We start from the raw sequence: 20,438 nt of genomic DNA, 5'->3' as shown, positions 1-20,438 counted from the left end.
TATACATCGTATCTAGTGAAGCAACGCCTGCGGCTGCGCCGTCATGACCCGGAGCGAGCGTCCAGCTGGCGCAGTGCTTTAGCCAACCTGGGTCTGGAACTGCCGGCTGCGCGCAGCTTCCGAACATCACTGCAATGAAGAAATTGCCCACACTGGCGATACCATGCGCGCATGACTACCCCTTCAGCACTGTCACAAGCGTCCAGCGTCCACTTTGGCCATGGGGGCCGCGTTTGCATCATCACAGGCGGTGCGCAAGGCATTGGCGAGGCCTGCGTGCGCCGGTTTGCGCTTGAAGACGCGAAGCTAGTGATTGCCGACGTGGACGGCGTGCGCGGCCTGGCGCTCGCGCAGGAGCTGGGTGCGCTGTATGTCCGCTGCGATGTGGGCGACAAGGCGCAAGTGGATGCGCTGGTGGTCCAAACCCTTGCAGCCTATGGGCGCATCGATGTGCTGGTGAACAATGCAGGAATCTTCCGCGCGGCCGATTTTCTCGATGTCACCGAGGCGGACTTTGACGCCGTGCTGCGCGTCAATCTCAAGGGAGCCTTCCTTGTGGGCCAGGCTGTGGCGCGGGCCATGGCGGCGGCCGGTGGGGGCGCCATCGTCAACATGAGTTCCGTCAATGGCGTGCTGGCCATCCCTACTATCGCCAGCTACAACGTGAGCAAAGGCGGCGTCAACCAGCTCACCCGCGCCATGGCATTGGCGTTGGCCGACAAGAACATCCGCGTGAATGCGGTGGCGCCTGGCACCATTGCCACCGAACTCGCTGCCAAGGCCGTGCTGACCAGCGACGACGCCAAAAACAAGATCCTCAGCCGCACGCCGATGAAACGGCTAGGCGAACCGGCCGAGATTGCCGATGTGGTGGCCTGGCTGGCCAGCGATGCCGCCAGCTACGTGACCGGCGAGATCGTCACGGTGGATGGCGGGCGCATGGCGTTGAACTACACCGTACCCGTTTGAGCCAACGCAAGCTATTGAATTGATAGCTTCTGGCGCTTGGTGGATAGGCGCTAGAGCGTCTTTTGGCTCTTAAAATCCATCATGGCTGCGGCGCACGCTTGAGCAAGCCTGCCATGCTGCGCGGCCATCCCACGGGGCCGAACCAGGCGCCGCCCGCAATGGCCCAGGCATTGACCAACCCGTAGAGCACCAGCGCCACAGCCTGCGCGGCAAACACTCCGGCCAAGCCCCCTCCCCAACCCAGGGCCAGCCACCCGCCGGTCACGGCCACGGCCAGGCGCACGGTGTTGCCCAGCACGGGCCAGAGCAGGCGCCCTGCCCCTTGCGAGGCAAAGTACAGCACCAGGCCCAGGCCGAAGAAGCCGTACGTCGGCCCGACCGTGCGCAGGTATTGGCCACCGGCTTCGAGCATGGCCGGATCGCTGTTGAACAGCGACAACCAGGCATTCGGGAAAGCCGCGGCCCCCAGGCCGATGGCTTGCGCCATCGCGAACGCCATGGCTGCGCCGATCCAGGTGGCGCGCAGGGCGCGCTCGCGCTGGGCGGCGCCAATGCAGGTGCCGACCATCGCGACCAGCGGTGCGCCCAGGCCGAACACCAGCGGAACCAGCAGGTATTCAAGGCGCGATGCGGTGCCATAGCCCGCAATGGCCGCCGTGCCAAAGCCGCCCACCAAGGCCGTCGTGACGCCAATGGTCACATTGGTGGCCACCGTGGACACCATGCCCACCAGCCCGACCCGCAGAATGTCCTTGAACAAAGCCCAGCGAAAGCGGATCTGCGCAAACGACGGCCGCAGCAGGCTGCGCGGAGACCACAGGTAGCCCGCCAGCACCAGGCTGCCAAGGAAGTAATACGCCATCAGCGCGATCGCGCCGCCCGCAATGCCCAGGCCAGGCAACGGGCCCCAGCCAAAGATCAGCAGGGGCGACAGCGGCACCAGCACGAACGCACCCAGCACCGTGACATAGGCCGGCACCGCCATATTGCCCGTGCCCCGGATCACGGCGGAGAGCGTGTTGAACAGCCAGACCAGAAAGGCGCCCGCAAACACCCAGTTGGAATAGACCAGCGCGGCATCGAGCGCCCCGCCCGTGCCGCCCATGCGGGTGTAGAGCCAGCGCCCTCCCCCCACCACGGCCACCGTGAAAACGAGCGCGAACACCGCCGCAATGGCCAGCGCGTGCAGCACCAGCGCATCGGCATCGTCGCGCCGCCGTGCGCCCAGGGCACGCGCAATGGCGGACGCAATGCCGCCGCCCATGGCGCCGGCCGAGGTCATCTGCATCAGCATCACGACCGGAAAGACCAGGGCCATGCCCGCCAGCGCATCGGTGCCGAGCTTGCCGACGAAGTAGGTCTCGATCAGACCCACCCCGGCCTGCGCCAGCATGACGAGCACATTGGGCGCGGCCAGCCGCAGCAGCGTGGGTGCAATCGGCGCCTCCAGCAGCATGCGGGTGCGCGGGTTGAGTGCGGTGCTCATGCGGCAGTGCCCTGGGGTTTGCGCGGGACCACGATGCGCACGGTGGATATCTGCAACACCTCGCCGTGCTGGTTACGGGTCTCGCTGCGCACGGTGACCATGCCGCGGTCCGGCTTGGAACGGGAGGGCTGGATCTGCACCACCTCGCTCACCACATGCAGTACGTCGGTAGGGCGTGTGGCCTGGGGCCAGCTCAGTTCGCCGCCCGCGCCGATGATGCCGCCCGCAATTGGCAGGCCGCTGGTCACCTGCAGGCGCATGGTCACGGCCGCCGTGTGCCAGCCGCTGGCGGCCAGGCCGCCAAACAGCGTGGCCCGCGCGGCCGCATCGTCCAGGTGGAACGGTTGCGGGTCGAACTGCGCGGCAAAGGCCTTGATCTGTTCTGCGTCCATGGCATGTTCGCCACTTTTGAACTGGTCGCCCACGGTGAGGTCGTCGAGGTAGACGGGCTTTTGCTGTGGGCGGGATGCTGCGGGCGCGGGCGAAGCAAGCGGGTCTGTCATGGCAATAGCGCTTTCAACAAGGACGGAGGACGAAATGGGTGCAGCGCCTTGCTCAGGCCCCGGCAGGCGCGGGGCGCGCCAGGCGGGCTTCGCGGATCGGCAGGTTGACCAACGCCGCGCCCAAGGCCAGCACGATGTCGATGTACCAGACCCAGTCGTAGCTGCCCGTGGCTTGGAACACGCTGCCGCCCAGGTAAGCGCCAAAAAATCCTCCCACCTGGTGGGCCAGCATCACGATGCCAAACAGCATGGCCATGTTGGCCGTGCCAAACATCTTGGCGACCAGGCCCACCGTTGGCGGCACGGTGGACAGGAAGGTCACGCCCATCACGGCGGCAAACACCAGCACCACCGGCCCGGTCTTGGGCGCGAGCAGAAACGCCAGCACGGCGATGGCGCGCGTGGCGTACAGCAGCGACAGCAGGGATTTCATGCGCCAGCGCCCCACCGCCCAGCCCATGGCCAGGCTGCCGACGATATTGAACAGCCCGATCAGCGCCAGCGACCACCCGCCGAATTCGGGTGCCAGCCCGCAGGCGGCAATCACCCCCGGCAGGTGCGTGGCCAGAAACGCCACATGGAAGCCGCACACCAGAAAACCCGCCGCCAGATAGCGGTAGCTGGGCGTGGCCAGCGCATGGGCAATGGCCTGTCGGGCGCTCAGCGCCTTCTGCCCCGAGGCGGCTGCAGCCTGAGCCGCCAGCGCATTTGCATTGCCGCGCAGTATGAAAACCGCCGGCAGCGCCAGAAGCACGAGCACGCCCAGCCACTGCATTGCGCTGGCCCAGCCCACGGCTGCCGTCAGGCCGATGGCGATGGGCGCCATTGCAAACTGGCCGAAGGAGCCGCCCGCATTGACGATGCCGGTGGCCAGGCCGCGCTTGTGCGGTGGCACTAGCCGCGCGCTGGCCGCCATGAGCACCGACGGCCCTGCCATGCCCGCGCCCCCGGCGGCCAGGATGCCAATGGCAAGGACGAGGCCCGCCGTCGTGGTCATCAGCGGTGTGATGAACGTGCCCACTGCCACCAGCACCACGCCCAGGAGGATCACGCGCCCAGTGCCGATGCGGTCGGCCACCGCGCCGGCAAAAGGCTGCGTCAACCCCCACCAAAGCTGGCCCAGCGCAAAGGCCAGGCTGATGCTGCCCACGCCCAGCCCGGTCGAGGTGTTCAACGCCGACAGGAACAAGCCCATGGTCTGCCGCACGCCCATGGTGAGCGCAAACGCGCCGGCCGCCGCCAGCAGCACAAGCCAGACGGCCCAGGACCTCGCGGCCCCGCCCACACGCTCAGTCTTCGCCATGTTCCTGCTCCGCTGTGGGCGCCAGCAGCGCCAGGGACTCATCGGCCAGCGCATGCAGCGCCGCCACGCGTTCCACACCCAGGGTGTCGTTCAGCGCCCGTTGTGCCACCTTCCAGCAGCGCTGGGCCTCGGCGCGCTTGTCGCTGCCCGCATCGGTGATGTGCACGAGGCGGCTGCGCGCATCGGCGCCGGCCTCCAGCACCACCCAACCCGCCTCCACCAGGGGACGCAGGTTGCGCGTGAGCGTGGAAGCGTCCATCTTCATCGCTGCCGCCAGGTCGCTGGGCCGGATGGGCCCGAGCTTGAGCACGTGCGACAGCAGCGAGTACTGCGTGGTCTTAAGCCCGCACTGCGCCATCTCGGCGTCGTAGTGTTGCGCCACCCGGCGCATCAGCTGGCGCAGCTTGAAGTTGGTGCAGCCCTGCGGCATCGGCGGGGAGGCGGAACGATCGGTGGCGGGTATGGGAGCATCGGCTTGCATGGATTTGATTGTATCTGCAATACTTGCATATGCAATATTAAATGCAACCCCCAACCCCAGCACAGGAACCCCATGACCCAGCACAACCACCTCAAAGATTGGCTCGCGCAGGAGCGCGAAATCCTCGCGCGCCTGGACCTGGGCCCGGGTCCAGGCGTTGCCCGGCGCGAGCAGATTGCCCACATGAGCGGCCTGGAGCAAATGCAGGCGATGCTGCGCGGCGAACTGCCCTATGCCGCCATTGCCCAGACACTGGACTTTCTGATCGTGGAGGTGGAACACGGCCGCGCCATCTTCCAGGGCACGCCCGGCGCCGCGCACCTCAACCCCATGGGAACGGTGCATGGCAGCTGGTTTGCCACCCTGCTCGACTCCGCCCTGGGTTGCGCCGTGCACACCTGCATGCCAGCGGGCCGCGGCTACACCACGGCCGAACTCGGTGTGAACCTGGTCAAGGCGCTCACGCCCCAGGTGCAGCGCGTGCGCGCCGAGGGCCGCGTGGCCCACTGCGGGCGCCAGCTGGCCACGGCCGAGGCGCGCCTGGTCGGCCCCGACGGCATGCTGTACGCCCACGCCACCACCACATGCCTGGTCTTCGATCTGCCGGCACAATCGAGGCCATGAAATTCCTTCACACCATGCTGCGCGTCGGCAACCTGCAACGCTCGATCGATTTCTATACCCAGGTGCTGGGCATGCAGCTGCTGCGCCAGTCGGAGAACCCCGAGTACAAGTACTCGCTCGCGTTTTTGGGCTTTGACGGTGGCAACCCCGGCCAGGCCGAGATCGAACTGACCTATAACTGGGGCACCGAGAGCTACGACCACGGCAACGCCTACGGCCACATCGCCCTGGGCGTGCCCGACGCGTACACGGCCTGCGAGAAGATCAAGGCCGCCGGCGGCAACGTCACGCGCGAGGCCGGGCCGGTCAAGGGCGGCAGCACGGTGATCGCCTTTGTGACCGACCCCGACGGCTACAAGATTGAATTAATACAAGCGAAATCAACAATTTATGAGGACGGCCGCCAATCGGACGCCACAGGCGAGAAATTTGACCCGTTGCGCTCTGTTTAACGGGCGGTCAGTGTCGGGGTGAAGATGCTTGGGCGCCCCGGTTCACTGCCGCCTTTTTGGTATGAAATCGCCGGGAACTATCCGGATTAGCCGCATCTTGAACAACATTGGAAAATTTCGTGGCCAGATGCACACGAGGACCCCCACTGGAATTTTCCGGTGGATGACTCTGATGAGCATATCGCCGTTCTAATTTTGATTGGCGCGCCAACTCTTGTGAGGCTGAGGTAATAGCACAAAGATACTGGCTGTGTTGCTTTAGGCGGAATAGATCATTCATGACAACTACTCTCGTCAATAATCTTCACCGTAACCGGTAACAGCCCTCCTATAAGGAGGGGCCAGTTGATTTCGGTTTGGCGCTCTAATGTTGCCCTTAAGGCTGGGGCAACACTGTAATAACAACACTGGTTCTTTGCCCATCAGCAGGGGTCGCAACCGTCATCAAGGTGCTACGTGGAAGAGCGCCTGGTTCTGCGGCTTGCACCGTGAACGAGGTCGCACTTCTCTCAACAACTGTGGCAAAGGCTGGATCAATTGTCACTATAGGTAGTAGCAAAGGCACAGCTCGCCCGTCTGGATCGACTGGGCTTGGACCACCCGTGATTTGGAACGAGCGTCTCTCGCTCGCGCGAAAATTGGCTGATTCAGGAAAGACCTTGAGTATTGGATTTTTCGGACATTCATTGAACGTTGGAATGTCTATAGTTACAGTTGCAGTGCGCGATAGCCCATCCAGTACGGTTAACGTCGCTTTGACTGGTTCAAATGGAATTGAATCCCCCGGCCTAGCCCCATATTTTGTACTTGCAGTGAAGTAGAAAGAACGCAAAGAAGAGTCCAAAAGCAATGGTGAACTTACAGGAACATTGAAATTGTCGCTCGAAAATATTGTGTATGGTTCGACGCCGCCACTAAAAATAAATGGAATATTCGTGGTGCAGTTGCCAACTGTTATTGCTACGGGCGCGACCGATAAGGCTTTGCCTGCCTGACCTTGTGCCGCAACTGTCAGGTTGATATTGATTATTTTTCCGCGTGAATCAACCACTACAACTGGAGATTTGCCTGCAGCAATACTGTTGAGCGAAAGCGTGGTGCCCGACATGCTTGCCGTGCCAACATTTGCATTTCCGCTTGTTGCCGTGTAAGGGGGATTTCCGCCACCCACACCGTACGTTACGCTTGTACCGGCATTGAGGGTAATATCGGTCGGGGCGGTGGTAAAAAGTGTCCCGGCGTTCGTGTTAGTATTAGTGTTATTATTATTTCCGGTTGAACCAGAAGGCGCGCCCCCAACCGCCGCACAAACTGCAGGGTTAGGGTTATTGCATGCTGAAGGCCCATCACCACCACCGCAAGCGACAAGCGCAATTGGCGAAATCAAAGCTACTGCCCGAAGCGCAATACCCATTACTTGTATTTTCATTAGATCACTCCCTAAGTTTCTGTTATGGATGTCCAGCTTAAACTTAGAGTGACGGCGCTGACATAGTGCAAAAGAACCTAAATACCTGGTACAAAAGGCATAGGAAGAAATTCTATTTCTAGAACAAAGCTAATAGAAGCAAGCAGCCATCCCGTTCCGGCACTTTCGAGTAGTCCGTTACAAGATGGAATTGATCCAACGCATTGAAGGTGCGGGCGGTGGCGGTTTGCGCTCAATTGCGCAATCTTGCCGCCGTTTTCACATGCCGCTTTTACTCTTGAATTGATATCTGCTAGCGCTTATCCCACAAGCGCTATCGCCAATTTTTACTCACATTGATCGCAATTCAACCGCCGCCCTTGCTTGGGCGGTGATGCGGGCCCAATCGCCCTGCTCCAGCGCATCCTGCGGCACCAGCCACGAGCCGCCGACGCAGGCGACGTTCTTGAGCGCCAGAAATTCGGCTGCGTTGCCCGCCTGGATGCCGCCCGTGGGACAAAAGCGCACATCGCCAAACGGACCTTGCCAGGCCTTGAGCATGGCCAGGCCGCCGGCCTGCAGCGCCGGGAAGAACTTCAGCGCCTGTATGTCCTCCTCCTGGGCCTGCATGATCTCGCTGGCCGTGGCCACGCCGGGCAGCAGGGGCAGCTGCACATCGCGGCTGGCCTGCGCCACGGCGCCCGTCAGGCCCGGGCTGACCAGAAAACGCGCACCGGCCACAGCGGCCGCGCGCGCGTCGTCGGCGCTGCGCACGGTGCCGGCACCAACCATGGCCTCAGGCACATCGCGGGCAATCGCCTCGATACAGGCCAGCGCGGCCGGCGTGCGCAGCGTCACTTCGAGCATGCGGATGCCACCGGCCAGCAGTGCGCGCGCCATCGGCACGGCGTGCTTCGCGTTATGAAGCACGATGACAGGGATGACAGGCGCGTCGCGCACCACGTCGAGCGCGCCCAACGGGGATTTCACAGCCATGTGCATGCGCCCTCCTCGGCGGCCAGTGCGTTGCGGCGAAAGCCCGCGAACAGCTCGCGGCCCATGCCCAGGTTGTTCGATTGCTGCAGCGCAGCGGGCATCGCATCGGCACTGCGTGCGGCCCAGGTGGTCGCATCGACCAGGGCGGCCAGCGTGCCGGCGTGGCCGTCGACGCGCAGCAGATCGCCGTCGCGCACTTTGGCGAGCGGACCGCCGGCCGCCGCCTCGGGCGAAACGTGGATCGCGGCGGGCACCTTGCCCGAGGCACCGCTCATGCGGCCGTCGGTCACCAAGGCCACGCGCAAGCCCTTGCCCTGCAGCACCGCCAGCGGCGGCGTGAGCTTGTGCAGCTCGGGCATGCCATTGGCCTGCGGGCCCTGCCAGCGCACCACGCAGACCAGGCCGTTGGCCGGGTGGCCGGTGCACAGGCGCTCGAGCTCACCGGACTGGAAAGCCGCCAACAACCCCTCCTGGCTTTCGAACACGCGCGCGGGCGCTTCGATTGTGTGGCGGTCGCCGGGCACGGCCGACACCTTGAGCACCGCGCGCCCCAGGTTGCCCTGCAGCAGCTTGAGCCCGCCAGTCGGGCTGAACGGCGCCGACGCCGGCCGCAGGATGCTGTCGTCGCCGCTGGCGCCGCTGTCCGCCCAGCCCACGCTGCGCTCGGCGCCGGGCACGGCATGCGGCACGCGCGTGTATTCGCGCAGGCCGCCGGGGCGCACCGTGAGCACATCGGCGTGCATGAAACCGGCGTCGAGCAGTTCGCGGATCACGTAGCCGGGCCCGCCTGCGGCCTGGAACTGGTTCACGTCGGCACTGCCATTGGGGTACACACGGGCCAGCAAAGGCACCACAGCGGACAGCTCGGCGAAATCGTTCCAGTCGATGGTGATGCCGGCCGAACGCGCCACCGCGACCCAGTGGATCAGGTGGTTGGTCGAACCACCCGTGGCCAGCAAGGCCACCATGGCATTGACGATGGCGCGCTCGTCCACCAGACGGCCGATCGGCGTGAACTGCTGCGCGCGCGTGATGGACAGCGCCGTGCGCGCGGCCTCGCGCGTCAGCTCGGCGCGCAGCGCCTGGCCGGGGTTGAAAAAGGCCGTGCCGGGAACATGCAGGCCCATCGCTTCGAGCAGCATCTGGTTGCTGTTGGCCGTGCCGTAGAAGGTGCAGGTGCCCTCGCTGTGGTAGGCGGCAGACTCGGCTGCGAGCAGTTCGGGGCGGCCGACCAAGCCTTGGGCCGCCTGCTCGCGCACCTGGGCCTTGGCGTTGTTCGACAGCCCTGTGGTCATCGGCCCGGCGGGCACGAACACCATCGGCAGGTGACCAAAATGCAGCGCGCCGATCAGCAGACCCGGCACGATCTTGTCGCACACGCCCAGCAGCAGCGCCGCGTCGAACACGTCGTGGCTCAGCGCCACGGCCGTGGCCATGGCGATCACGTCGCGGCTGAACAGGGAGAGCTCCATGCCCGGCGTGCCCTGCGTGACGCCGTCGCACATGGCGGGCACGCCGCCCGCCACCTGCGCGGTGGCACCGTGTTTGCGTGCCTCGTCCTTGATCAGGTCGGGGTAGTGCTGCAGCGGCGCATGGGCCGACAGCACGTCGTTGTAGGCCGTGACGATGCCGATATTGGGCGCACGCTCGGCGACGATGCGCAGTTTGTCGTTGCCCGGCAGGCCGGCAAAGGCGTGGGCGACGTTGGCGCAGCCCAGGCGCTGCGCGCCCGGCGGGCGCTGCGCGAGGGCATCGAGCCGTTCAAGGTAGGCGCCGCGCGCGGGGGCGCTGCGCTCGCGGATGCGCTGCGTGACGGCAGCGACGGTGCCATGGAGGGTCATGCGGTACCGACTTTCAAAGGAGCAAAAACAACGCCCCATCGTAGCCGGGCGAGCGGCCGGCGATGGGGCGCGGGGGATGGGCGTGGCTTACTTGCTGGCGCGCACCTGCACGAGCGCACCCTGCACCGCGTCCCAGGTGCCCTGGCCCACGCCCTTGGCGATGCCGGTGTTCACGGTGGCGAGCTTTTCGCGCATGCGGTTGACTTCGGCTGCGGGGAGCTCGTTGATCTGCATGCCCTTGGCCTTGAGGTCGGCCAGCGCCTTGACGGCTTCCTCGCGCGTGTCCTTGCGCTCGAAGTCGCGGCTCTTCACGGCGGCGTCCTGCAGCACCTTCTTTTCGGCCGCGCTCAGCGTATCCCACCACTTCTTGCTCACTGTGACGATCCAGGGGCTGTAGACGTGGTTGGTCACCGTGAGGTACTTCTGCACCTCGTAGAACTTGCTCGACACCACGGTGTTGAACGGGTTCTCCTGGCCGTCTACCGCGCGCGTTTCGAGCGCGGTGAACAGCTCCGAGAACGGCAGCGGCACGGCGTTGGCGCCCAGGGCCTTGAAGCTGTCGAGGAAGACGTTGTTCTGCATCACGCGCAGCTTGATGTCGTTCATGTCTTCCAGCTTGGTGACCGGGCGCTTGTTGTTGGTCAGGTTGCGGAAACCATTTTCCCAGTAGACCAGGCCGACCATGCCCTTGGGCTCCAGCGTGGCCTTGATCTTCTCGCCCACGGGGCCGTCGAGCACGGCGTCGGCCTCCTTGGTGTTGTTGAACAGGAACGGCGTGTCCCAGACCGCCATTTCGGGCGCGATGCCGACCAGCGTGGCGGTGGAGCCGACCATCATCTCCTGCGCACCGCCAATCAGGGCTTGCTGCATCTGCGTGTCCGAGCCCAGCGAGGCATTGCCGATGGCGCGCACCTTCATCTTGCCGCCGCTGGCCTTTTCGACCTCTTCGGCGAACAGGCGCACGGCGCGGCCCTGGTTGGACTGCTCCACCAGCCCGTAGCCAAAGCGCACGATGCGCGGTTTGAAGTCCTGGGCCTGCACGGCGCTGGCGGCGGCCAATGCGGCCACGAGGCCGGCGAGAACGAATTTGATGCGCATGCTTGTCTCCTGAGTGAGGAAGGGTGAGGGAAAAAAAACGGGAAAAATCAGTGCATCCAGCGCAGCGGCGCCGTCACCAGGGCGGGGAAAACCACGAACAGCACCGCCAGCATCACGTAGGCGATGAGGAACGGCGAGGTGCCCTTGATGACGGTCTCCATGCGCATGCGCCCGACCCCGGCGACCACGTTCTGCACCGTGCCCACGGGCGGCGTGATGAGGCCAATGCAGCCCACGTAGATGAACATGAAGCCGAAGTACACCGGGTCGATGCCCGCCTTGACCGCCAGCGGCGCGCACACCGGGCCGAAGATCAGGATGGTCGGCGTGAGGTCCATGGCGGTGCCGACCACCAGCAGGAACAGCATCATCAGCGCCATGAAAGTGACCGGGTTGTGCATGACGCCCGAAAAACTGTCGGCGAGCATGTTGGGCAGGTCGGCCAGCGTGATCATGTAGGCCGTCACGGTGGCGGCGCCGCACAGGAACATCACCACGGCCGTCGTCTTGCTGGCGGCCAGGAAGACGCCGTAGACGCCCTTCCAGGTCAGCTCGCGGTAGACGAACATCGATACCAGGAATGCGTAGACCGCCGCCACCACGGCGGCCTCGGTGGGCGTGAAGATGCCGCCGCGCAGGCCGCCCAGAATGATGACCGGCATCATCAGGGCCCAGAAGCTGTGCAGCAAGGCGCGCAGGCGCTGCGGCCACGCCACGCGCTCCATCGCCTCCAACTGGTGGCTGCGGGCGATCCACCACCAGGCGAACACCAGGAAGAAGCCCATCATCAAGCCCGGGAACACACCGGCCAGGAACAGCTTGCTGATCGAGGTGTTGGTGGTCACGCCGTAAATCACGAACGGCATCGATGGCGGAATGATGGGCGCGATGATGCCGCCCGAGGCCAGCAGGCCCGCGCTGTAGCTCGGCGGGTAGTTCTGCTGGCGCATCATGGGCAGCAAAATGGTGGCCAGGGCGGCAGTGTCGGCAATGGCCGAGCCGCTCATGGACGCCAGCAGCACCGCCGCGCCGATCGCTACGTATCCCAGGCCGCCGCGGATGTGGCCGACAAACGCGCGAGCCAGGTCGATGATGCGGCGCGACAGGCCGCCGGCGTTCATCAGTTCGCCAGCCAGGATGAAGAACGGCACGGCCAGCAGCGGGAAGTTGTCGAAACCCGCCTGCAGGTTTTGCGCCAACAGCTGGGAGTCGAAGAAGTCCAGGTGCCACATCAGCGCCACGCCGGTCAACACCAGCGACTGGGCGATCGGCATGCCGATCACCATGCCGCCAATCAGCACGGCCAGGAAAATGAAGGTCACGACCATGGTGCGTTCTTACTCAAGGTGCAGCTCGTCGCCGTGCGCTTTGGCGCGCCCGCGCACCAGATCGAGCACGCCCACCACCAGCAGGCCCACCGACAGCACCAGGGTGGCCGCAGCGCCCAGGGCCAGCGGGTAGCCCAGCACGGTGCTGTAGCTGTTCCAACCCGCCAGCACCTGCTCCCACGAGCCGATCAGCAACAGCACCATGCACGCACCCGCGAGCAGTTGGCTGACCCAGAACAGTGCCTTGCGCGCCGGCCCCTTCAGGCGCGAGGTCAGCATATCGAACCCCAAATGCTTGCCCTCAAAGGCGGCCACGATGGTGCCAATGGCCACCAGCCACACGAACAGCAGGCGCGAGATCTCTTCGTACGACACGATGCTGGTGGCGAACGCGTAGCGCAGCACCACGTTGACGAACACGGCGATCACCATGCCGCCGAGGGCAACAACCATGGCCAGTTCGGCCACACGCTGCGGCAGCGTTTTGGTGGGCTCCACTGGCGTAGCGGGCATTTCCACGGTGCTCATGCGCCCCCTCCCGCCATGGTGCTGGCCGCTGTGCCACGCGCCCATGCCACCACCTGCGCCGACAGTTCGGGCACCGGCCGCAACGCATCCAGTGCCAGCACGCACGGTTCGTCCGCGGGCGATTCCAGGGTCGCGAACTGGTCCGCCACCAGGGTGGGCGAAAAGAAATGCCCTGGCCGGGCCTGCACCCGCGCCAGTGCCTGCGCATAGTCCAGCTGCAGGAAAACGAAACCCAGGCCAGGCAGTGCCTGGCGCAGGCGGTCGCGGTACCGGCGGCGCAGCGCAGAGCACGTGAGCACCACGCCAGGCCCTGCCGGCGGCGTCCGGGCCAACAGGTTGGCCAGGCAGTCGAGCCAGCCGCTGCGGTCTGTATCGGTGAGCGGCGTGCCTGCCCGCATCTTGGCGATGCTCTCGGGCGAATGGTAGATATCGCCCTCGTGCAGTCTCCAGCCCAGCGCACGGGCGCACGATGCGCCCACGCTGGACTTGCCGCAGCCCGAAACGCCCATGACCACCAGGGCCGGAAAACGAAAGGGTGAGATAGCGCTATCCATACAAAAAAATAAAAATGCGGTCATGCAAGATGCCGCACAGGGTCCGCAAGGTTTTTATGGGATCGATCCAGCCCATCTGAAGCAGGCCCACGGGGGGGCCGAATACATCGCGAAGGGCTGTACCGGATGCCGGGATAGCGCTATCCTAGTCCGCCATTGCGCCCCAGTCACTCAGGAAAACCCTTGACAGAACCCCTTCGCCGTCCTCGCCGCTCCAGCGGGCGTACTACCCTGGCTGATGTCGCCCGTGACGCAGGCGTGAGCCCCATCACCGTGTCGCGCGCGCTGCGCGGTGAACGCAGCGTGGACCCGGTGCTGGTCCAGCGCGTGCGCGCGGCTGCGGACGCCCTGGGCTATGTGCCAGACCCGGCCGCGCGCGCGCTTGCTTCGCAGCGCAGCAGCCAGGTGCTGGTTCTGGTGCCTCTGCTATCCAACACCTTGTTCGTGGATTTGCTAGAGGCGGTCCACCGCACGCTTTTTCCGGCCGGTTATCGGCCCCTGATCGGGGTCACCCACTATGACGCCGCCGAAGAAGAGCTGCTGCTCAACACCTACCTGCCCCACCGGCCGGCCGGCCTGCTGGTAACGGGATTCGATCGCAGCGAGACCGCGCGCCAACTGATCGCGCACAGCGGCGTGCCCTGTGTCCATTTGATGGAAACCAGCCGTGCCGAGGGGGTGCACTGCGTGGGATTTTCACAGGTGGATGCGGGCGCCGCCATCACGCGCCACCTGCTGGACCGCGGGCGTCGGCGCATCGCCTTTTGTGCCGCGCAACTGGATCCGCGCACCCTGCAGCGTGGCGATGGCTACCGGCGTTGCCTGCGCGAGGCAGGCCTGTACGACCCGGCGCTGGAGTTGCTGAGCCCGGAGCGTTCGTCCATCTCGCTGGGCGCACGGCTTTTTGAGGACATGCTGCGGCGCATGCCCGATATCGATGCCATCTTTTTCTGCAATGACGACATTGCCCAAGGCGGCCTCCTGGCCGCCAACCGCTTGCAGGTGGCCGTGCCGCAACGCATTGCAGTCGCCGGATTCAACGACCTGGCGGGCAGCGACCAGATGGTGCCTCCACTGACCACGGTGCGCACCCCACGCGGCGAAGTCGGCCGTGCGGGCGCCGCCATGCTGCTGGGTTTGATGGAAGGGGAGCCCGTTCAATCTAGCTGCGTGACGCTGGGCTATGAGCTCGTGGTGCGCGGCAGCACCTGACCGGTGCCGACGCGCCCCGCAGTTGTTGCCTGTGCCTGCATGAAAAAAGCCCGGCATCGCCGGGCTTGGAAATCGCACCAAATGCCTGTCGCACGTCAAGGCGCGGACAGCACCACTTCCACGCGCCGAGCCTCTGCATTGCCGCTGTCGGCCTGGGTCTCTTCCGGTTTGCGCAGTTCGATCTTGTCCTCGGCAACGCCCAGCGCCACGAGGGCGGAGCGCACGGCCAGGGCCCGGCGCTTGGAAAGCTCGGCATTCAACGCTGCGTCGCCCGTGGCGTCATGGAACCCGGACACCACCGCTTTCTGCCCTTGGGCAACGCCCTTGACCACGGCGGCCAGCGCCTCGTTCGCGCCGGCTGCCAGATCGGCCTTTCCGGAGGCGAAATAGAACTTGACCACGCCGCCTTCCACGCGCACGCTGGCTTCGCCTTCGTTCACGACCACGATGGCAGGCGCATCGGCCACCACCACCATGTCCGATGCGGGGGCACGCACGATGGCACGCTGGTACACCGTCACACCCACCACGGTGGACACGACCAGCGCAATCAAGGCGAACAGGAACCCCAGAGCAAAACGCTGTTGGCTGTCGTCGTCGGAACTGCTGAATGACATCTTTGAAACTCCGTAAACAATGGGGAATCTGACAAACCCGCCGATTGTAGAGTCCAGGAGATTGCCGATGACCGTGCGCACCGCACCTTTGCCCGATCCCGCGCCTTTGCTTGAGCAGGCACTGAAGACCTGGGGGGGACGCAGCGATCTGTGGATTTTCGGCTACGCCTCGCTGATCTGGCGGACCGATTTCGACTATGCCGAGCGCCGCGAGGCCCGTGTACATGGCTGGCACCGGGCGCTCAAGATGTGGAGCCGCATCAACCGCGGCACCCCCGACTGCCCTGGTCTCGTGTTTGGCATGCTCTCGGGCGGCAGTTGCCTTGGCATGGTGTTTCGCGTCGAGCGGGCGCAAGCGCCGCAGATCATGGCCCAGCTGTGGCAGCGCGAAATGCCCCTGGCCGCGTACGACCCGCGCTGGCTGCCCTGCCAGACCCCCGCGGGCGAGGTGCGTGCCCTGGCGTTCACGCTCTCGCGCAACAGCCCCAGCCACACCGGCAACCTGCCCGAGAACGAATACCGCCGCATCTTTCGGGAAGCCCGTGGCCGGTACGGCACCACACACGAGTATGCGCATGCCACCTACGAAGGCTTGCGCCGGTTGGGCATCCATGACCGGGCGCTGGCGCGCTTGCTGGCCTTTTCGCACTGAAGGTGCCCCTGGCAGACATCCAAGCTCCAAGGCTGCGCATTAAGCAGAGGGTTAAGGCAGCAATATGACCGGGGCGGCCCGCGCGTCACGGCGCAGCAGCTGCGCTGCGCGTTCGAGGTCATCGAGCGTGTCGATGTCGGTCACCGCGCCCCCATCCTCCAACAGCACCTCACGCAAGGTCCCCTGGGCAGCGAACTTGCGCACCACGGCGGCCGCGCCTGTGTCACCGTGGAGGGCCAGCAGGTCTGGCAGGCACTGCGCGGCAAACCCGACCGGGTGGCCGCGCTGGCCCGCCACCACGGGCACGGCGACCGCACAGCCCAGCAACGCAGCGGCGACGGCGCGCAACGACCCGGGTTGGATGAGCGGCAGATCGCCCGGCAAAACCAGCCAACCCGCAGCCGATGCCGTGGCGCGCACCGCTGCGGCGATGGAGTCGCCCATGCCCGGGTGGCCTGCGTCTTCCAAGCGCCAGGGCAATCCGCTGGCACGCACGGCATCGAGCGTGTGCTGCAGCACCGGTTTTCCCTCCAGCAAGGCCTGCAGCTTGGGCGTGCCGCCGCCCGAGGCGCGAAAGCGGGCCCCTTTTCCCGACGCCAGCACCAGCACGTGGGGCAGCGCTGCCTCTGTGGAAATGGAAGACGTGGCAATGGATGGTAGAGCGGTCTGTGGCATGGCAGGGCTGAGACGGGCGCGGGAATGGCTGAACTGTAGCGCTGCCCGAGCACTGGCGAAGGGGTTGTGCCCGGGCACAATGCGGGCATGAGCCGACCGACCTCCTCCATTGCCGATCTGCGCAAGAGCTATGAACGTGCCGAACTGCACGAGGGCGCATCGCACGCCGATCCCGTGCTGCAGTTCGACCAATGGCTCAAGGAAGCCCTGGCCGCCGAAGTGCCCGAACCAAACGCCATGACCGTGGCCACGGTGGGCAGCGACCTGCGCCCCAGCACGCGCGTGGTGCTCATCAAAGGCTACGACGCGCAAGGCATCGTCTGGTACACCAACTACGGCAGCCGCAAGGGCCAGCAGCTGGCCGGCAACCCCTATGCAGCGCTGCAGTTCCATTGGGTGGAGCTGGAACGCGTGGTGCGCATCGAAGGCGTGGTGGAAAAGGTCAGCGATGCCGAGAGCGACGCGTACTTTCACAGCCGCCCGCTCGATTCGCGCATTGGCGCCTGGGCCAGTCCTCAAAGCCAGGTGATCACGGGGCGCAGCGTGCTGGTGGCCAATGCGACCAAGTTTGCAGCACAGTTCTTGCTGAATCCTCCGCGCCCTCCGCATTGGGGCGGCTACCGCCTCACACCCGACAGCTGGGAGTTCTGGCAAGGGCGAAAAAGCCGCCTGCACGACCGCCTGCGCTACCGGCAGAACGGGCAGGAATGGGTGCGCGAGCGGCTCGCTCCTTGACACCCGACTTGATCAACAAATGGGTGAATTTGGTAAGAGCTTGTGCGGAGTGGTGGATATTTAAACCATGTAAGTTACATTCAATCCATGCAAGCACACCTTCCAACGCACCCACTTCCCAACGGCACGCAGGTTTTTGCCCGCTGGCTCGAAAGCGAAGGCGGAAAGCCGTTCCAGGCCCTCAGCACCGAGCCACAGGGCGTGTACGAAACCATTTGGCATGCCTGGCTCGAAAGCCTGCAGCCCGCATCAGGCCGCCGCAAGAGCACCCACGGCGCTGCCCAGCCTGCACTGCGCCAATGGCACGAGGCGCGGGTCGAGGATGTCGCCCGCTTTCTGCGCGTGCGCGCCGGCCAGAAAGCGCACCACCAGCCCGATCGCACGCTCAGCGAAGTCACGCGCCGGCGCTACTGGCGTGTGCTCGACCGCATATACGACTTCGCCGTGCAGCAAAGGTGGCTGCCAACCAATCCGGTGGCCCTGCTGCGCCTGGCCGAGCGCCCGCGCGCCGTGGACCAACTGGGCCATTGCCTGCCCCCTGCCCTGTGGGTGCGGTTGCCGGCGCACTTTCCCACGGCGGACAGCCTGCAGGGTGCCCGCGACCTCGCCATCCTGCTGTTGCTCTACGAACTGGCGCTGGCCCCCGAGGAAGTGCGCGCGCTGTTGGACGACAGCCTGCTCGATGCAGAGCACCGGCCGCTCGCGCCGGCATCGGCCGTACCCCCGGCCTTCCTGCGCATCGAAGGTGCGCGCAAGGCGCAGCAGCGCACGTTGGCGCTGTCGCACCGGGTGGCCGCAGCGCTGTCGGCGTGGCGCCAATACCGGCTGGCCCACGACGCCTCGCTTTCGGGCTGGCTGTTCCATTCGCGCAAGGGCGGACCGCTCTCCATCCGCGCGCTGTTCCATGTGGCATCCAAGGTGATCCAGGAAGCGCACGCCGCCCTGCCCTCGGACGTCCAGCAATGGCCCCTGCAGCGCGTCGGCCCGCAGGTGCTGCGCAACACCGCCCTCGTCACCTGGCTGCAGGCGGGCGTGCCAGAAAGCGAGGTCGTGCACCGCATCGGCGTGGAAAGCAGCCGCGCCCTGGGCCACCTGCAGCACAAGCTGGCGCCGGTGGTCGCTACAGCCAGCGCGCCACCAGCCACAACACGACCGGCACCGTAACCAAGGCCAGCGCCGTCGACACGGCGATGCTGGCCGTGACCTCGTCCTCCGCCACGCCATAGCGCTGGGTGAACAGGAACACGTTCGCCCCAACCGGCAGCGCTGCGGCCACCACCATCACCGCCATCGGCAGGCGCGACAGGCCCAGTGCCCAGCCGCAGGCCGCCAGCACCACCGGGTGCAGCACGTTCTTGAGCAGTGCAATGCGCAGCGCGGCCTTGAAGTACGCGCCCACGGTGCTGAAGGCCAGCGTGACCCCCACCAGCAGCAGCGCCAGCGGCCCCAGGGCCTGGCCCAGCAACTGCAGCGGCTTGTCGACCACGGCGGGCACCGCCAGGCCGGTTTGCGCAAACAGCAGGCCGGCCAGTATGGGGAGCGGCACCGGGTGCACGATGCCGTTGCGCACCGCCTGCGCCACGGTGCGCAGCATCGAGTGCTGCGCATGGCCGCCAGCGCGGGCACTCTCGCGGGCGGCGGCCAGTTCGAACACCACCGTGGCGGCGGTCAGCAGGATCAGCGCATGCATGGAAATCAGCGTGAACAGGGTCACCAACCCCGCCTCGCCAAACGCCAGCCCAACCAGCGGCACGCCGATCATGATGGTGTTGCTGAACGTATAGGCCAGTCCGCGCGCCGCCGCCAGCGTGCTGAATCCATGGCACAGCATCGCGGCCGTGAACAGCAGGCCGGCCGCCAGAAAATACACCGCGACGGGCTCGAAGTTCAGTGCCTGCACCTGCACGGTGCTCATGGTGCGAAACAGCAGCGCCGGCGTGAGCACCATGAAAACCAGGTTCGACAAGTCCTTGACCGCTGCAGCCCGGATCCAGCCCCAGCGGGCCGACAGGAAACCCAGGCCAATGAACAGGATCACGGGCACCAGGGCCGAAACAACAGGAGAGTCCACAGCGGCAGCCGGCCAGCGGCCGGGACAGGGTTGGTATGGTTTTAATAGCTTCCAACGCTTGCCCATCAAGCGTTAGAGCGCTATTTGACCATTGTTTTCAGAAACGCCCCGGTGCCCGCGCCGCGCCGGGCACCGCCCGCCGGGGCCATGGAGCCGATCGCGGGCGGCAACTCCGTGCCAGCCCCGTGGTGCGCGCTTTTGTCACTTCGGCGCGAGGTCGCCGTACCAGTAGGCTGCCGTGACGCCGCCGTCCATGAGGAAATCGTTGCCCGTGATGAAGCCGCCGTCCGGGCCCATGGGCAGAGCGCCCACGGTCCCCACTTCATCGGGGGTTCCGCCGCGCCCGGCGGCGGACAACGCGATCATGCGCCGGTAGCCCTCGCCGCGCGGCCCAGCCAACTCGTCCTTGGCCAGAGGCGTGAAGATGATGCCGGGGCTGATCGTGTTGACCCATGCGCCGCGCTTGCCCCAGCGCACCGCCTCGGCCATCACGCGCAGCGAGTTTCCGCGCTTGGAGAGCTGGTAGGCGTGCAGCGGGTCTCGCACCTGCTCCGGCTGGAGCATGGAAAGCGCGAGCAGCTCATCGGCAGGCGTGGTCGCCAGCGCCTTGTCTTGCTCGGGCGTCAGAGCCGGCAGGCGGTGCCCCGACTGCGAGGCGATCACGACGCCTGCTCCGCCCCGCGCGATGGCGTGGCCGAATGCCTCAAGCACGAGCGCGGTACCGTACAGATCGACCTGGAGGATCGTGGCCGGCGACGCCTGCGAAGGCGAGACACCCGCGGCATGGATGAGGCCGGTGACGGTGCCGAGGGCCGTGGCCGCCTCGACCAGCGCGTGGACCGACGTGCGCGACGAGACGTCGACCCGTTGTCGTGCTCACCTCGAACCCGGCGTCGCTGAGGATT

At 65.7% G+C, this 20,438-nt stretch carries 21 protein-coding genes and 1 pseudogene; 7 read left to right on the top strand and 15 right to left on the bottom strand.

What is annotated here, in order from left to right:
- The first annotated feature begins 171 nt into the window (after window positions 1-171).
- Window positions 172-969 (top strand): SDR family NAD(P)-dependent oxidoreductase, encoded by a 798-nt coding sequence (locus tag B2J89_RS17535; protein ID WP_169168996.1) that lies wholly within the window; start codon window positions 172-174, stop codon window positions 967-969.
- A gap of 79 nt (window positions 970-1,048) precedes the next feature.
- Here the strand turns inward: B2J89_RS17535 and B2J89_RS17530 are convergent, their stop codons facing one another.
- From B2J89_RS17530 to B2J89_RS17515, 4 genes are read right to left on the bottom strand one after another with little or no spacing between them, the layout of a single operon-like run.
- Window positions 1,049-2,455, bottom strand: coding sequence for an MATE family efflux transporter (locus B2J89_RS17530; protein ID WP_169168997.1), 1,407 nt, complete (start codon window positions 2,453-2,455; stop codon window positions 1,049-1,051).
- The gene (locus B2J89_RS17525; RefSeq protein ID WP_169168998.1) at window positions 2,452-2,958 is read right to left on the bottom strand and encodes a MaoC family dehydratase; all 507 of its coding nucleotides are present in this window, start codon (window positions 2,956-2,958) and stop codon (window positions 2,452-2,454) included. The genes B2J89_RS17530 and B2J89_RS17525 overlap by 4 nt, the downstream gene beginning before the upstream one ends.
- 52 nt (window positions 2,959-3,010) lie before the next feature.
- Entirely contained in the window at window positions 3,011-4,261 is a 1,251-nt protein-coding gene (locus B2J89_RS17520) for an MFS transporter (protein WP_169168999.1), read from the bottom strand.
- Entirely contained in the window at window positions 4,248-4,742 is a 495-nt protein-coding gene (locus B2J89_RS17515; protein ID WP_169169000.1) for a MarR family winged helix-turn-helix transcriptional regulator, read from the bottom strand. The genes B2J89_RS17520 and B2J89_RS17515 overlap by 14 nt, the downstream gene beginning before the upstream one ends.
- Before the next feature lie 72 nt (window positions 4,743-4,814).
- Between B2J89_RS17515 and B2J89_RS17510 the strand changes: the two genes are divergently transcribed.
- Together B2J89_RS17510 and gloA are read left to right on the top strand one after the other, a co-directional pair.
- Complete coding sequence (locus tag B2J89_RS17510) at window positions 4,815-5,366, top strand: PaaI family thioesterase (RefSeq protein ID WP_169169001.1); 552 nt, start codon at window positions 4,815-4,817, stop codon at window positions 5,364-5,366.
- On the top strand, window positions 5,363-5,818 hold the full coding sequence (gloA, locus tag B2J89_RS17505) for a lactoylglutathione lyase (protein ID WP_169170274.1): 456 nt from the start codon (window positions 5,363-5,365) through the stop codon (window positions 5,816-5,818). Before B2J89_RS17510 ends, gloA begins: the two co-directional genes overlap by 4 nt.
- A gap of 376 nt (window positions 5,819-6,194) precedes the next feature.
- On the opposite strand, the gene B2J89_RS17500 is transcribed toward gloA, so the two are convergent.
- The 7 genes from B2J89_RS17500 to B2J89_RS17470 all read right to left on the bottom strand — a co-directional run bounded on the left by B2J89_RS17500 (window position 6,195) and on the right by B2J89_RS17470 (window position 13,571).
- The gene (locus B2J89_RS17500) at window positions 6,195-7,247 is read right to left on the bottom strand and encodes a hypothetical protein (protein WP_169170273.1); all 1,053 of its coding nucleotides are present in this window, start codon (window positions 7,245-7,247) and stop codon (window positions 6,195-6,197) included.
- 330 nt (window positions 7,248-7,577) lie between these two features.
- Window positions 7,578-8,222, bottom strand: coding sequence for a bifunctional 4-hydroxy-2-oxoglutarate aldolase/2-dehydro-3-deoxy-phosphogluconate aldolase (gene eda, locus B2J89_RS17495; protein ID WP_169170272.1), 645 nt, complete (start codon window positions 8,220-8,222; stop codon window positions 7,578-7,580).
- Complete coding sequence (edd, locus tag B2J89_RS17490) at window positions 8,213-10,063, bottom strand: phosphogluconate dehydratase (RefSeq protein ID WP_169170271.1); 1,851 nt, start codon at window positions 10,061-10,063, stop codon at window positions 8,213-8,215. The genes eda and edd overlap by 10 nt, the downstream gene beginning before the upstream one ends.
- Window positions 10,064-10,150: 87 nt before the next feature.
- Entirely contained in the window at window positions 10,151-11,161 is a 1,011-nt protein-coding gene (locus B2J89_RS17485; RefSeq protein WP_169170270.1) for a TRAP transporter substrate-binding protein, read from the bottom strand.
- Between the two features lie 47 nt (window positions 11,162-11,208).
- Window positions 11,209-12,489: a TRAP transporter large permease gene (locus tag B2J89_RS17480; RefSeq protein ID WP_169170269.1), complete on the bottom strand. Its 1,281-nt coding sequence runs from the start codon at window positions 12,487-12,489 to the stop codon at window positions 11,209-11,211.
- A 9-nt stretch (window positions 12,490-12,498) separates the two neighbouring features.
- Entirely contained in the window at window positions 12,499-13,017 is a 519-nt protein-coding gene (locus B2J89_RS17475; protein WP_205763875.1) for a TRAP transporter small permease, read from the bottom strand.
- A complete protein-coding gene (locus B2J89_RS17470) occupies window positions 13,014-13,571 on the bottom strand; it encodes a gluconokinase (protein WP_206041326.1) in 558 nt (185 codons plus the stop codon). Before B2J89_RS17470 ends, B2J89_RS17475 begins: the two co-directional genes overlap by 4 nt.
- Before the next feature lie 183 nt (window positions 13,572-13,754).
- On the opposite strand from B2J89_RS17470, the gene B2J89_RS17465 reads away from it, so the two are divergent.
- Window positions 13,755-14,783: a LacI family DNA-binding transcriptional regulator gene (locus B2J89_RS17465; protein WP_169170268.1), complete on the top strand. Its 1,029-nt coding sequence runs from the start codon at window positions 13,755-13,757 to the stop codon at window positions 14,781-14,783.
- A gap of 95 nt (window positions 14,784-14,878) precedes the next feature.
- Here B2J89_RS17465 and B2J89_RS17460 read toward each other — a convergent pair whose 3' ends face one another.
- Window positions 14,879-15,400, bottom strand: a complete 522-nt coding sequence (locus B2J89_RS17460; RefSeq protein ID WP_169170267.1) for an OmpA family protein — start codon at window positions 15,398-15,400, stop codon at window positions 14,879-14,881.
- A gap of 67 nt (window positions 15,401-15,467) precedes the next feature.
- On the opposite strand from B2J89_RS17460, the gene B2J89_RS17455 reads away from it, so the two are divergent.
- The gene (locus tag B2J89_RS17455; protein ID WP_169170266.1) at window positions 15,468-16,052 is read left to right on the top strand and encodes a gamma-glutamylcyclotransferase; all 585 of its coding nucleotides are present in this window, start codon (window positions 15,468-15,470) and stop codon (window positions 16,050-16,052) included.
- 51 nt (window positions 16,053-16,103) lie between these two features.
- On the opposite strand, the gene B2J89_RS17450 is transcribed toward B2J89_RS17455, so the two are convergent.
- Window positions 16,104-16,727: an NTP transferase domain-containing protein gene (locus B2J89_RS17450; protein WP_169170265.1), complete on the bottom strand. Its 624-nt coding sequence runs from the start codon at window positions 16,725-16,727 to the stop codon at window positions 16,104-16,106.
- Window positions 16,728-16,814: 87 nt separating this feature from the next.
- On the opposite strand from B2J89_RS17450, the gene pdxH reads away from it, so the two are divergent.
- Window positions 16,815-17,462 carry a pyridoxamine 5'-phosphate oxidase gene (gene pdxH / locus B2J89_RS17445; RefSeq protein ID WP_169170264.1) on the top strand — a complete coding sequence of 216 codons (648 nt, stop codon included), beginning with the start codon at window positions 16,815-16,817 and terminating at the stop codon, window positions 17,460-17,462.
- Window positions 17,463-17,549: 87 nt separating this feature from the next.
- A complete protein-coding gene (locus B2J89_RS17440) occupies window positions 17,550-18,626 on the top strand; it encodes a tyrosine-type recombinase/integrase (protein WP_169170263.1) in 1,077 nt (358 codons plus the stop codon).
- Here B2J89_RS17440 and B2J89_RS17435 read toward each other — a convergent pair.
- Together B2J89_RS17435 and B2J89_RS17430 are read right to left on the bottom strand one after the other, a co-directional pair.
- Complete coding sequence (locus B2J89_RS17435; protein ID WP_169170262.1) at window positions 18,583-19,533, bottom strand: AEC family transporter; 951 nt, start codon at window positions 19,531-19,533, stop codon at window positions 18,583-18,585. The genes B2J89_RS17440 and B2J89_RS17435 overlap by 44 nt on opposite strands.
- 201 nt (window positions 19,534-19,734) lie before the next feature.
- Window positions 19,735-20,438 (bottom strand): annotated as a pseudogene (locus B2J89_RS17430) (SDR family oxidoreductase); the annotation flags it as partial.

The organism is Acidovorax sp. SRB_24, assembly GCF_012931925.1.
This window is presented reverse-complemented; position numbering and strand designations above follow the sequence as displayed.